16 protein-coding genes are annotated in these 13,294 nt (G+C 34.0%); 15 read left to right on the forward strand and 1 reads right to left on the reverse strand.

The window, feature by feature from the left end; all coding sequences use genetic code 11:
* Nucleotides 1-58: 58 nt before the first annotated feature.
* On the forward strand, nucleotides 59-1,057 hold the full coding sequence (locus tag JOC47_RS12775) for an isocitrate dehydrogenase (NAD(+)) (RefSeq protein WP_204702478.1): 999 nt from the start codon (nucleotides 59-61) through the stop codon (nucleotides 1,055-1,057).
* On the opposite strand, the gene JOC47_RS12780 is transcribed toward JOC47_RS12775, so the two are convergent.
* A complete protein-coding gene (locus JOC47_RS12780) occupies nucleotides 1,054-1,338 on the reverse strand; it encodes a hypothetical protein (RefSeq protein WP_204702479.1) in 285 nt (94 codons plus the stop codon). The genes JOC47_RS12775 and JOC47_RS12780 overlap by 4 nt on opposite strands.
* Nucleotides 1,339-1,588: 250 nt before the next feature.
* Between JOC47_RS12780 and rlmD the strand changes: the two genes are divergently transcribed.
* From rlmD to JOC47_RS12850, 14 genes are all read left to right on the forward strand, one after another.
* Nucleotides 1,589-2,959, forward strand: a complete 1,371-nt coding sequence (gene rlmD / locus JOC47_RS12785; protein WP_204702480.1) for a 23S rRNA (uracil(1939)-C(5))-methyltransferase RlmD — start codon at nucleotides 1,589-1,591, stop codon at nucleotides 2,957-2,959.
* A gap of 385 nt (nucleotides 2,960-3,344) precedes the next feature.
* Complete coding sequence (locus JOC47_RS12790; protein ID WP_204702481.1) at nucleotides 3,345-3,866, forward strand: type 1 glutamine amidotransferase domain-containing protein; 522 nt, start codon at nucleotides 3,345-3,347, stop codon at nucleotides 3,864-3,866.
* Between the two features lie 248 nt (nucleotides 3,867-4,114).
* Nucleotides 4,115-4,594, forward strand: a complete 480-nt coding sequence (locus JOC47_RS12795; protein ID WP_204702482.1) for a free L-methionine (R)-S-oxide reductase MsrC — start codon at nucleotides 4,115-4,117, stop codon at nucleotides 4,592-4,594.
* 124 nt (nucleotides 4,595-4,718) lie between these two features.
* Nucleotides 4,719-4,982, forward strand: a complete 264-nt coding sequence (locus tag JOC47_RS12800) for an HPr family phosphocarrier protein (protein WP_204702483.1) — start codon at nucleotides 4,719-4,721, stop codon at nucleotides 4,980-4,982.
* 32 nt (nucleotides 4,983-5,014) lie between these two features.
* Nucleotides 5,015-5,575: an outer membrane beta-barrel protein gene (locus tag JOC47_RS12805; protein WP_204702484.1), complete on the forward strand. Its 561-nt coding sequence runs from the start codon at nucleotides 5,015-5,017 to the stop codon at nucleotides 5,573-5,575.
* A 24-nt stretch (nucleotides 5,576-5,599) separates the two neighbouring features.
* Nucleotides 5,600-6,199, forward strand: coding sequence for a D-glycero-alpha-D-manno-heptose-1,7-bisphosphate 7-phosphatase (locus JOC47_RS12810; RefSeq protein ID WP_204702485.1), 600 nt, complete (start codon nucleotides 5,600-5,602; stop codon nucleotides 6,197-6,199).
* Complete coding sequence (locus tag JOC47_RS12815) at nucleotides 6,192-7,190, forward strand: bifunctional heptose 7-phosphate kinase/heptose 1-phosphate adenyltransferase (RefSeq protein WP_204702486.1); 999 nt, start codon at nucleotides 6,192-6,194, stop codon at nucleotides 7,188-7,190. Before JOC47_RS12810 ends, JOC47_RS12815 begins: the two co-directional genes overlap by 8 nt.
* The gene (gene rfaE2, locus JOC47_RS12820; RefSeq protein WP_204702487.1) at nucleotides 7,183-7,662 is read left to right on the forward strand and encodes a D-glycero-beta-D-manno-heptose 1-phosphate adenylyltransferase; all 480 of its coding nucleotides are present in this window, start codon (nucleotides 7,183-7,185) and stop codon (nucleotides 7,660-7,662) included. Before JOC47_RS12815 ends, rfaE2 begins: the two co-directional genes overlap by 8 nt.
* A gap of 334 nt (nucleotides 7,663-7,996) precedes the next feature.
* A complete protein-coding gene (nuoE, locus tag JOC47_RS12825; protein WP_204702488.1) occupies nucleotides 7,997-8,488 on the forward strand; it encodes an NADH-quinone oxidoreductase subunit NuoE in 492 nt (163 codons plus the stop codon).
* Nucleotides 8,488-9,030, forward strand: a complete 543-nt coding sequence (locus tag JOC47_RS12830) for an ATP-binding protein (protein WP_204702489.1) — start codon at nucleotides 8,488-8,490, stop codon at nucleotides 9,028-9,030. Before nuoE ends, JOC47_RS12830 begins: the two co-directional genes overlap by 1 nt.
* Before the next feature lie 5 nt (nucleotides 9,031-9,035).
* Nucleotides 9,036-9,401 (forward strand): NAD(P)H-dependent oxidoreductase subunit E, encoded by a 366-nt coding sequence (locus JOC47_RS12835; RefSeq protein WP_204702490.1) that lies wholly within the window; start codon nucleotides 9,036-9,038, stop codon nucleotides 9,399-9,401.
* A gap of 23 nt (nucleotides 9,402-9,424) precedes the next feature.
* Nucleotides 9,425-11,230 carry an NADH-quinone oxidoreductase subunit NuoF gene (gene nuoF / locus JOC47_RS12840; protein ID WP_204702491.1) on the forward strand — a complete coding sequence of 602 codons (1,806 nt, stop codon included), beginning with the start codon at nucleotides 9,425-9,427 and terminating at the stop codon, nucleotides 11,228-11,230.
* Nucleotides 11,231-11,254: 24 nt separating this feature from the next.
* Nucleotides 11,255-12,961 carry an NADH-dependent [FeFe] hydrogenase, group A6 gene (locus tag JOC47_RS12845; RefSeq protein ID WP_204702492.1) on the forward strand — a complete coding sequence of 569 codons (1,707 nt, stop codon included), beginning with the start codon at nucleotides 11,255-11,257 and terminating at the stop codon, nucleotides 12,959-12,961.
* 105 nt (nucleotides 12,962-13,066) lie between these two features.
* On the forward strand, nucleotides 13,067-13,210 hold the full coding sequence (locus tag JOC47_RS12850; protein WP_204702493.1) for a hypothetical protein: 144 nt from the start codon (nucleotides 13,067-13,069) through the stop codon (nucleotides 13,208-13,210).
* Nucleotides 13,211-13,294: the final 84 nt, after the last annotated feature.

A 13,294-nucleotide genomic window follows, 5' to 3' on the forward strand; every position in this document is an offset into this window, starting at 1 on the left:
TTGAATTTATATTTATGCATTAAAACTAATTAAGATAAGAAGTGAGGAGTGAAAATGAATGTATAATGTAACTTTAATTCCGGGCGATGGAATTGGCCCAGAGGTAACAGATGCAGTTAAAGAAGTGATTGCAGCTGCAGGTGTAGAAATTGATTGGGAAGAGGTAAATGCTGGAACTAATGTAATGGAAGAGTATGGAACACCATTACCTGAAGAAGTATTGGAATCTATTAAAAAGAATAAGGTAGCCCTTAAAGGGCCAATTACTACCCCAGTTGGTAGTGGATTTAGAAGTGTTAATGTGGCTATTAGACAGAAACTTGATTTATATGTTAATTTAAGACCAGCCAAGATTTTAGCAGGAGCGCCAACAAAATTTGAAGGATTAGATGTAGTTATTTTCCGAGAAAACACTGAAGGATTATATGCTGGAATTGAACATAATGTTGGAGATGATGCAGCTGAAAGTATTAAGATTACAACTCGCAAAGCTTCAGAGAGAATTGTCAGAGCAGCTTTTGAATATGCACAAGAGAATGATCGGGAACAGGTAACTGCTGTTCATAAAGCTAATATTTTAAAATTAAGTGATGGTCTATTTAAAGAGGTAGCAGAGGAAGTAGCAGAAGATTATCCGAATATAGAATTTAATAATAAAATAGTAGATAATATGTGTATGCAGTTAGTGCAGTATCCAGAAGACTATGATGTGTTAGTATTACCTAATTTATATGGTGATATTGTATCTGACTTATGTGCAGGACTAATTGGAGGTTTAGGCTTAACTCCAGGGGCCAATTTAAATGATGAATTAGCAGTATTTGAAGCAGTACATGGTTCTGCTCCTGATATTGCTGGAGAAAATAAAGCTAATCCAATTGCGATTTTATTATCTTCTTGTTTAATGTTAGATCATTTAGGAGAAGAGACCGCAGCACAAAATATTGAATCAGCTATTGAAGAAGTATTACAAGAAGCTGAAGTATTAACAGGAGATTTAGGTGGAAATGCTAGTACAGATGAAATAACAAATGAAATTATTAGTAAATTAGACTAGATAGAATAATTTTTTCTTTGTTTTTTTCGTTTACGTTGATTTTGTTCTTCTTGAACTTTATCTTCTTTAAGTTTGGAGAAAATTCCAATGATTATAATTATAGTTACACTAGCTAAATAGAGCCATAACAGGGGATTATGTTGGAACCAAGAACTTTCAATTAAATTACTCTCTTTAATTGGTTGTGATATTTTTTCGTTAAGACCATAAAAATAGTAAGCAGCATATACTAAAGTAGTTAATAATAAACAAACTATGGTTCTTAGATTAATCAGTTTCATATTTAGCACCCCTATGATAAGTCGACCTTAACTGGTCGACTTTATTTTGTGATTAAATAAAAAATGTTTTTAATTTTAATGTTTTAGCTTGTAACTATTTTCTCATCACTCATTTCTCATTATATATTATAACAAGAATGCTCTGTTTTTGCATCTTTAAAACTAATTTGATATTATTTTGACGTTTGAGCAGGGAATAATACTTTTTATAAAGAATTATTATTAATAGAATTATTGAAGGAGGAGTAACATGAGTAATCAGCCAGTTAATAAAGGCGATATAGAAGTGATTGACTTAGATAATATAGCCTATGGTGGTGATGCAGTAGGTCGCAAAAATAATTTTACTATTTTTGTTCCTCAGGGAATACCTGGTGAAAAAGTTAAAATAAAGATTACGGAAGTTAAGAAAAGTTATGGCCGGGGAGAAATAATTTCTGTAATAGAAGAAACTGAAGAGAGAATTATTCCTACTTGTGAGGTCAGTGAACAATGTGGAGGATGCCAAATTGATCATATTGATTACCAAGCTCAATTAAAGTATAAAAGACAGATGGTAGAAGATGCTTTAGAACATATTGGAAAGTTAGAAGGGGTAGATGTTAATCCGGTATTAGGAATGGAACATCCTTACTCTTATCGCAATAAAGCTCAATTTCCTGTGGATATAATAGATGAAGAAGCAGTAATTGGATTTTATGCAGCAGGTAGTCATGATGTAATTGCTCATCAAGATTGTCAGATTCAACATCCAGTGATTAATCGAACTGCTAGTAGAGTGGTAGAACTAATTAATGAATATGATTTATCAGTTTATAATGAAGAAATTCATCAAGGATTAATACGCCATTTAGTTGTTAGGATTGGTGTCTGCACTAATCAAGCTCAGCTTATTTTAGTGACTAATGGGCAAGAAATACCTTATCAAGAAGAAATTATTGAGACATTAATGTCTGAAATACCAGAATTAATTAGTATTCATCAAAATATTAATACTGCAGATACTAATGTAGTATTGGGAGAAAAAACAAAAGAATTAGCTGGTGAAGATTATATTATAGACTATATTGGAAATATTAAGTATCAGATTTCCCCATTATCATTTTTTCAGATTAATACTCTGCAAACGAAGGTTTTATATGATCAGGTATTAGAATATGCAGAATTAACAGGGGAAGAAAAAGTGCTTGATGCTTACTGTGGTTTAGGTTCTATTTCACTTTATGTCGCTGGAGATAGCAAAAAAGTCTATGGAATTGAAGTCGTAGACGAAGCAATTGATTTAGCTCGGAAGAATGCAGAGTTGAATGAAATTGAAAATTGTTCTTTCGAAGTGGGGAAAGTTCGCGATGTATTACCGCAGTTGAAAGAAAATTTTCAGCCAGAAGTAGTGATAGTAGATCCACCACGTAAAGGATGTCATGAAGAGGTTTTGGAAAGTTTTATAGAATTGAAAGCAGAAAAGATTATTTATGTGTCATGTAAACCGACTAGCTTGGCCCGTGATTTGAAATATTTAACTAGTCAAGGTTATGCGGTTGAAGAAGTACAACCTGTGGATATGTTCCCACAGACCTATCATATAGAAAACGTTGTAAAGATAGTGAAGAGTGACAAGTGAAGAGTAAATAGTAAATAGTAATGAGTAAACAGTAACAAGTAAAGAGTAACAAGTAAAGAGTAACAGTAAAGAGTAAATAGGAAAGAGGAAAGAGGAAAATCAAGAGCAGAAAAAAACAGTAACGAGTAAATAGTAATGAGTAAAGTCAAAAGCAGTGATCAGTAATGAGAAACAAGAAAAGGCAGGAGAGAAAAGAGAGACGAGTAAAAAAAGTCAAAAGCCGTGAAGAGAAAAATCAGTAAAGAAAAAAGTAAATAATAAGCAGTAGATTTTAATTTAGGTTTCAAATTGTTTGGTTTTGATTTTATATTTTACTCATCACTCATTACTTTTTACTAATTACTACTCACTAATTACTGTTTTATCCTTAAGGGGGGTATGCCAAATGAAATTAGTTGATAAGAAGATTGCAATGTTGGCAGGGCCAAAGTATGAAGATTTGGAATTTTGGGTAGTTTATATGAGAATGATTGAAGAAGGAGCAGATGTAACTATTGTAGGGCCAACTGAAGGGACAGAGTACACAAGTAAATCTGATGGTTTAACAGTAGAAGTTGAAGCTGCTGCTAGTGATGTAGATAGTTCTGAATTTGATGCCGTGTTAGTTCCTGGTGGTTGGGCTCCAGATAAGATTAGACGTGATGAAGGTGTAGTTGATTTAGTTAGAGAAATCTATGAACAAGATAAAATTGTAGGAATGATTTGTCATGCTGGATTAGTAGGTATTTCTGCAGGGATTGTAGAAGGTAGTGAAGCTACTGGTTCGCAAGGGATTAAAGATGACTTAGTTAATGCTGGGGCCAAATGGGTAGACCAAGCAGCAGTTAAAGATGGTAATTTAGTTTGGGGTCGCGTAGTTAAGGATATCCCTGATTATTGTAGAGTTTTGATAGGAGCACTGCAATAAGCAAAAAGTACAGCATATAGGTTGCGCACTTAATTAGCTCTAAGCAAAGTGTCTAGGGCTACACGAAGGGTCTCATGTTTTTTGAGACCCGGAGGGGCCACTGAGAGCGAAGCTAGATAATTAAAATTGATTTTGATTTAATTAAGTTTGGCATGATATATTTAAAATGATTTTAGATATATCATGCCTCATTAAATCATAAATATTTATTTCAATCATATATTGTAATAATTTGGGGTGTTTAGACCATGGATAAAGAAAAAAGTTATCAAAAAATAATACAGATGTTAAAATCGCTATTAGAAGATGAAAATAATTTGATTGCTAATTTAGCTAATAGTTCTGCAGTATTATATAATAATTTAGCTGATATAAATTGGGCTGGTTTCTATTTGCGGGATGATGATGAGCTTGTGTTAGGTCCTTTTCAAGGCAAGAATGCTTGTGTTAGAATAGAAAAAGGAGCAGGTGTATGTGGTACTGCTTGGGCTGAAGAAAAAGTGCAGTTAGTAGCAGATGTCCATCAATTTCCCGGTCATATAGCTTGTGATCCAAATTCTAGTTCAGAAATAGTAATTCCGATTATTATTAATGAAAGAGTTGTGGGAGTGTTAGATATTGATAGTCCAAGTAAAAATAGATTTGATGAACAGGATCAACAATATTTAGAAAAAATTACAAGGGTTATAAAAGAAAAAACGGATTTTTCAACTGGTTATTTTAGTTGATTTTAACATCTTTGACTGATACTTGCAGGTAGATGCTTAAAATCAATTTGAATAAAGGAATTCAGTTTAAAGTCGAGAACTAATAATTAATGTGAGAAACTTTAAAACTTTTGGGGGGATTTCAGTGAAGAAAAAAGAAGTAATTATTAGCAATGAGGTAGGATTACATGCGCGACCAGCATCTTTACTAATTAATAATGCTGTTCAATTTGATTCAGAAATGAAGATGATTTATGAAAATCAAGAAGCTAATTTAAAAAGTATTATTAGCTTGATGTCTTTAGCAGTAGGTCCTGGGGAAGAAGTTACAATTAAAGCCGAAGGTGCAGACGAAGAAGAAGCTTTGTCTAAGATTATTGATATTATTGAAAATGGGTTTAATGCCTAGTGCCAATATTATTTTTAGTAGGGAGGATTACAATGAAGCAAATAAAAATAGTATTAATTTTAGTAATTGCTTTGCTAGTATTAAATACTAATTTAGTAGCAGCTATGGCACAAGCTGAAATTGACCAAGACCAATTTTCTTTAGGTTATGGGATTCAGACCTTAGAGAGAAATATTAAAGCCTTGAATTTTGAGGCTGGATATGGTTTTTCCCCTAATTTTGGCTTAGATACTATATACACGTATAAAGATGATGATATTCATTATTTAGATTTGAATTTCAAGTTTGCTATGTTGGATAATTCTAATTATGATTTAGCTGCTGTAGTTGGCTATCATACAGAATATAGTGATTCTGACTTTAGTAATGAAGCACCGCGCTTAGGCGTATTATACTCTAGACCAGAGAATAAGTACCTTGATTTTAATTTTGGTTTAGATTTCTTATTAAAAGAAGAAGAGAATTATTTAGGATATACATTTGGTTTTGATTATATGTTAACTAATAGTTTGTTTGTTGAAGTAGCTCATCGCAAAATTTCTGGACAAGAGGGTACTGAAGGATTAAATATTTCTTTAAGACATTACTTTTAGGACAAGATAGAAGGAGAGATAAGAATGGATTTAAATGATGTAGGGGTCTTTATGGATCGAGATGGTACAGTTAGTAAAGAGATTGGTTATGTTAATCATCCATCTCGTTATGAATTATTACCGCACACTGCAGCTGCAATTAAGAAATTAAACAATTATGATATTAAAGCTATTTTAGCAACTAACCAAGCTGGAGTAGCTAGAGGTTATTTTGAAGAAGAGATGATTACTAAAGTCCATAATAAATTGGAGAACTTGTTAGCAGCTGAAGATGCTTATTTAGATGAAATTTATTACTGTCATCATCATCCTGATGTAGGTGAAGGTAAGTTTAACAAAGACTGTGATTGCCGTAAACCGAAGCCCGGAATGTTACTACAGGGAGTTAAAGAATTAGGTGTTGATTTAGAAAAATCTTATATGATTGGTGATAAAATTAGTGATGTGGAAATGGCTCATCGAGTCGATGCGCAGGGTATTTTGGTATTGACTGGTTACGGTCGTGGGAACTATGAAAATGATCGTGATGAGTGGGATACTGAACCTGATTATATAGCAGAAGACTTACTTGATGCAGTAGAATGGATTTTGATGGACCTTGGAGTGACTATAGATAATGACTAAGTTAAAAGAATATTTACCACAATTTAACAATCAGAACATTTTAGTCTTAGGTGATATGATTGCTGATGAGTTTATTTCTGGACAGCCAGAAAGAATTTCTCGTGAGGCACCAGTTTTAATCTTGGAACATCAAAATCATGAGATTCTACCTGGAGGAGGAACAAATGCTGCTAATAATGTTTCTTCCCTAGGAGGACAAGTTTATGTAGCTGGTGTAATTGGTGATGATCGAGTTGGTCGTCAATTAACTCAGCAATTAGAAAATGAAGGAATTGAGACTGATGGTCTAATAATAGACCATAGTCGTCCTACGGCTGTTAAAACTAGAATCTTAGCTGGGGGAGAAGAAACAGTTAAACAACAAGTAGTGCGAGTGGACAAGTTAGAGACACATCCTATTTCTGCTGAGATAGAAAATAAACTATTAAATTATATTGAAGAAATCATTGATGAAATAGATGCTATTTTGTTATCTGATTATGGTAATGGGGTATTTACAGATAGCCTTAAAGATAAGGTTGTTGAGTTAGGTCAAAAAGAAGATAAACTGATCACAGTTGATTCTCGCTACAGTCTTAAGAGCTTTGAGGGCATTACTATTGCAACTCCTAATCGAGAAGAAGCAGAAGAAGCAGTAGGCTTTGAATTAGAAGAAGCTCAACAGATAGAAAAGGCGGGGCAAGAATTGAAGGCTGATTTAGATGCAGAAGCAATGTTGATTACTTTAGGTGGAGAAGGGATGCAAATCTTTACTGATGAAGGTTCAACTCATATTCCTCCGTCTAATTATGCTGAAGTTTATGATGTCACAGGCGCTGGAGATACAGTAATTGGTACTTTAACTTTATCTTTAGCTAGTGGAGCTTCAATGGTTGAGGCAATGAAATTATCTAATTATGCAGCAGGAATTGTTGTTAGAAAATTAGGTGTTGCTACTACTAATCAAGCAGAAATGTTGAAAGAGATGGAAGAGGGAGATCAAGATGGATAATAAGGTTTATAAAATAGAAAAGTTAGCTGAAATTTTAGCTGAAGAAAAAGCAGCAGGAAATCAGATAGTATTTACTAATGGCTGCTTTGACTTGCTCCATATTGGGCATACGAGATATTTGGCCCAGGCTAAAGCTAAAGGAGATATATTAGTAGTGGGATTAAATAGTGATTCTTCTGTAAAAAAATTAAAAGGAGATAAACGTCCTTTGATTCCACAGGATGAACGAGCTGAAATGTTATCTAATTTGGAAATGGTAGATTATGTGACTATTTTTGCTGATGAAACAGCTAAAAATGTGATTGCAGAGCTAGAACCTGATATTTATGTTAAAGGCGGCGATTATAGTATTAATAATCTTCCTGAGGCTGAAGTAGTACAGCAATCTGGAGGAGAAATTGAATTAGTATCTGAAATCAAAGGTGCTTCAACTACTAATATAGTTAATAAAATTTTAGAAACTTATGAATGAAATTACTTAGATTAATAGTATTAAGAAGTTGATGTAGTCTTAAATTAAAATGGGCGCTCGCCCATTTTATTTATATTTTCTTGCAAACAAATCAATTTTATATTTTTTAAATTAAATTAGTTCTTTTCAATGACCACTTATAGTTTAAAAAATTAAATACCCCTTGGTAGATTAAGTTTCTATGTCAAAAAATGATATAGAAAACTTTGCCTATTAACTACTTGTTAAATAAATATCAATTTTGACAAGGAGCTATCTCACAAAGTATAATAACATAGAGATTAAGGGGTATAGTGAACTCATTCACAAAGAAAAAGACAGGAGGTCAAAAGTTATGGCATGTCAATGTGGAAATGAAGAACAGAACCGAGAAGAATTTTTAGCCCCACTACGTGAACTTTTAGAAGATTATGAATCTAAAGAGAAGTATTTGATTCCAATTTTGCAGGATGCGCAGGAAGAATATGGGTATTTACCTAAAGATGTATTACGGGAAATATCAGGCTTTTTGAATTTATCTTTTAGTCAAGTTTATGGGGTGGCTACTTTTTATTCACAGTTTCATTTAGAACCGCGTGGAGAGAATATTATTAGAGTTTGTATGGGAACTGCTTGTCATGTTCGAGGTGGAGAGAAGATTTTAGAGAAGATTAAGGATGAATTAGGTATTGAAGATGGTGGCACTACTGATGACTTGCATTTCACATTAGAATCTGTTGCTTGTATTGGAGCTTGTGGATTAGCTCCTGTAATTATGGTTAATGATGATACTCATGGACGCTTAACTCCTGAACAAGTTCCAGAAATTATAGAAGAATATAAATAATGAGAGAACTATCGCTTCATATTTTAGATATTGTACAGAATTCTATTGCAGCTGAAGCTGATTTAATTAGGCTTAATATAGTGGAAGATTATGAAGCTGATAAACTAGTAGTGGAGATAATAGATGATGGTACAGGGATGAAAGAAGAAGATAAAGAACAGGTTTTAGACCCTTTTGTAACTTCCCGAACTACAAGAGAAGTTGGTTTAGGTTTACCATTGTTTAAAGAAGCAGCAGAACAATGTGCTGGTAATTTTTCTTTAGACTCTACTCTTGGTGAAGGTACAGAATTAAAAGCAGTTTTTCAACACAGTCATATAGACCGAGCACCATTAGGTGATATTGTAGGAACAATTATAAGTTTTTTAGTTTCTAATCCCGATATTGATTTAGTTTACCATCATCAAGTTGATGATGAAGAATTTAATTTTGATACTAGAGAAGTAAAAGACAGATTGGGTGACGTAAAAATAAATAGTCCCGATATAATTGCATGGCTTAAAGATTATTTAACTGAAGGATTAAGACAAATTCGGAGGTGATGATTGTGAAATCATTGGATGAATTAAAAGAATTGCGTGATAAAGCTCAAAAGGATATTCAAAATCGTGATACAGGAGATAAAGTAGAAATCATTGTTGGAATGGGTACTTGTGGTATTGCGGCTGGTGCAAGAGAGATATTGCAAGAAGTTATGAAAGAGATTGATAAACGCGATTTAGATGTAAGAGTTAGTCAGACAGGATGTATTGGCATGTGTGAAAAAGAACCATTAGTTGATGTTAAAATGCCAGGGCATGATCGTGTTACTTATGGTGAAGTTACAACTGATGATGTAAGTAAAATTATTAGTAATCACGTTGTAAATGGCAATGTAGTAGATGATTTAGTAGTAGCTAGATTAGAAGAGTAATTAACTTTAAGGAGGTAGAAAAAGTGGAACAGTCAATTTATAGATCCCATATTTTGGTCTGTGGAGGAACAGGTTGTGTATCTTCGGGCTGTAAAGAGGTTCAAGAGGCTTTAAAAGATGAACTAAAAGAGAAAGATTTACGAGATGAAGTAAAAATCGTTGAAACAGGATGCCACGGTTTTTGTGAAAAAGGTCCAATTATGGTTATGTATCCTGAAGGGGTCTTTTACTGTGAAGTGACTCCAGAAGATATGGAAGAATTAGTTGAAGAGCATATCTTAAAGGGGCGTACAGTAGAGCGACTATTATTTACTGAACCTACTTCAGATGATACGATTCCATCTTATACTGATATAGATTTTTATAGTAAACAGCAACGAGTTGTTTTATCTAATTGTGGTAAAATTGATCCAGAAGAAATTGAAGAATATATTGCTAAAGATGGTTATGAAGCTGTCGGTAGAGTGTTAACTAATATGGAACCACAAGAAGTAATTGATGAAGTTAAAGATGCTGGCTTAAGAGGTCGTGGTGGGGGCGGATTCCCTACTGGCTTAAAGTGGCAATTTGCTGCTGATGAAGATAGCGATAAGAAATATGTAATTTGTAATGCCGACGAAGGAGACCCTGGTGCATTTATGGATCGAAGTCTATTAGAGGGAGATCCACACCGGATTATTGAAGGAATGATCATTGCTGGTTATGCAATGGGAGCAGATGAAGGATATGTTTATGTGCGAGCAGAGTATCCTCTAGCTATCGATCGTTTGCAAAAAGCAATTGATCAAGCAGAAGAATACGGCTTATTAGGAGAAAATTTATTTGATAGTGGCTTTGATTTTAAATTACAGATTAAAAAAGGTGCTGGAGCCTTTGTTTGTGGTGAAGAAACTGCTTTAATGGCTTCTATTGAAGGTAAACGTGGTATGCCAAGACCTCGTCCACCATTCCCAGCGCAAAAAGGACTATTTGGTAAACCTTCTAATATAAATAATGTAGAATCCTTTGCTAATGTGCCTTATATTATGAGAGAAGGTGCTGATGCTTATAATAGTATTGGTACAGAAGGTAGTAAGGGAACTAAGGTATTTGCCTTAACTGGTAATATTAATAATACTGGTTTAGCAGAAGTTCCAATGGGCATTACAATTGAAGAAATTATTTATGATATTGGCGGGGGCATTACTGAAGGTAAAGACTTTAAGGCTGTTCAAATTGGAGGACCATCAGGTGGTTGTCTAACACAGGAACATTTAGACTTACCAATTGACTATGATTCCTTAATCGAAGCTGGAGCAATGATGGGTTCTGGTGGATTAGTAGTTATGGATGAAGATACTTGTATGGTTGACGTAGCAAGATTCTTCCTTGACTTTACCCAAAGTGAATCTTGTGGTAAGTGTACTCCATGCCGTGAAGGAACAAAAAGAATGTTAGAAATCTTAGAAAAGATTACTTCAGGTGAAGGAGAAGAAGGAGATATTGCTCAACTAGAAAGATTAGCTGAGAATATTAAGAGTACGTCTTTATGTGGTTTGGGACAAACTGCTCCTAACCCTGTATTAAGTACGTTAGAATATTTCCGAGATGAATATGAGGCTCATATATATGAGGATAATTGTCCGGCTGGTGTTTGTGAAGAATTGACTGGTGATTATTATGTAATTGATGAAGATACTTGTATTGGTTGTACTGCTTGTGTAGATGTTTGCCCAGTAGATGTGATCAGTGGCGAACAAGGAGAAGCACACGTGATTGATGAAGAAGGCTGTATTACATGTGGTGCTTGTGCAGAAACTTGCCCAGTAGACGCTATTTCTCAGGCCTAAGAAATTACTAAAGGAGTGAAAAAAATGACGATTACTTTAACAATAGATGATCAGGAAGTTGAAGTAAAAGAGGATGCTACTATCTTAGAAGCAGCAAAGAAAGTAGGAATTGATATTCCAACTCTTTGTTACCATCCTGATTTAACAGAATTCGGTTCTTGTCGAGTTTGTGTGGTGGAAAATGAAGAATCTGGTGACTTATTGGCTTCTTGTGTAACACCAGTCAGTGATGGAATGGAGATCAGCACTAATAGTGCTAAAGCTAGAACTGCTAGAAGAACTAATTTAGAATTATTATTGGCTAATCACCCTAATGAATGTTTAACTTGTGACCAAAATGGTATGTGTGAATTACAAGATGCGGCTTATAATTTAGGAGTTACAGAAGTTAGCTTTTCTGGAGAGACTACTGACTATGAAGTAGATGATGTGGGACCATCTCTAAAACGTGAACCTAGCAAATGTATTTTATGCGGTCGTTGCGTAAGAGTTTGTGAAGAAGTTCAAGGTGTTTCTGCTTTAGAATTTACAGAAAGAGGTTTCGATTCTGTAGTAACAACTGCTTTTGATATGCCGCAGAGTGAAATTAATTGTGCTAATTGTGGTCAATGTGCTACAGTATGTCCTACAGGAGCAATTACTGAAAAAAGTTGTGTTTCTAAAGTATGGGGTGCATTAGAAAATGAAGATAAGCATGTGATTGTACAGACTGCACCTTCAATTCAGGCTACTGTTGGAGAAGAGTTTGGCATGGAAGAAGGTTCAATTGTAACTGAAAAATTAGCAGCAGCCTTAGATAAGCTTGGCTTTGATAAAATATTCTCTACTGATTTTGCAGCGGACTTAACTATCATGGAAGAAGGTAATGAGTTTATCAAGAGATTCCAAGGCGATAAGCACTTACCTCATATTACGTCTTGTTGTCCAGGTTGGGTTAAGTTCTGTGAGCATAATTATCCTGACTTAATTGAAAATCTATCTTCTGCTAAATCTCCAATGTCTATGTTCTCTGCAATTGCTAAGAGTTATTATGTAGAAGAAATGGATTTAGATGAAGATGAACTTTATGTAGTAGGAGTTATGCCTTGTACAGCTAAGAAGTTTGAGATGAATCGAGATGAATTAATCGAAACTGGTTCTGAAACTGATGCTGTTATAACTACAAGAGAATTAGTACGGATGATTAAAGAGGTTGGCTTAGATTTTGCTAACTTAGAAGGACGAGAATATGATGATATGATGGGAACTTCCACTGGTGCAGCTAATATCTTTGGAACTACAGGTGGAGTTGCAGAAGCATCCCTTCGAACTGTGAAAGAAAAATTAACTGGAGAATCTCTAGGTCGTCTTAATTTAGGATTTGAAGGAATTAATGAAGCTGAAATTGAAATTGGTGATGAGACAGTTAATGTAGCAATAGCTAATGGATTAAGTAATGCTGCTGAAATTTTAGATGAAGTACGTGAAGGTAATTCTAAGTATGACTTTATCGAAGTTATGGCTTGTCCTTATGGTTGTGTTGGTGGCGGTGGTCAGCCAGTACCTGCTACTGACGAAAGAAAACAAAAACGAGGTGAAGGATTGAAAAATATGGATGGGGCTAAAACAATTAGAAAGTCTCATGAAAATCCAGAAATCCTTAAGTTATATGATGAGTTCTTAGGAGAACCATTAGGTGGAGAATCGCATCACTTATTGCATACAAGATATAAAGAGCGAGAAAGAAATTAACATTTGTTACTCAAAGGTGGGTAGAAAATTTTTCTACCCACCTTTTTTTATTAATAAATATATGCTATAATATTAAATATACTAATCCCTTATTGGAGGAATTTAATGAAGATTCATAAATTGTCCTTTATAGAATTAGGATTATTACTTAGTTTAGTTATTATATTAGTAGTTATAATCTATAAAGTAAGTGGCGGAAATTTAGAATATTTATTATCTGATTTATTAGGAATATTGACATTTAATTGAATTATTTATGTAGTATGGTTGAGTTTGCGTTGACTTTTTGGTGAAAATATAGTATAATTGTCAATGTTTACTAATGATATGACC

It is taken from the genome of Halanaerobacter jeridensis (assembly GCF_016908315.1).
GTDB lineage: Bacteria > Bacillota > Halanaerobiia > Halobacteroidales > Halobacteroidaceae > Halanaerobacter > Halanaerobacter jeridensis.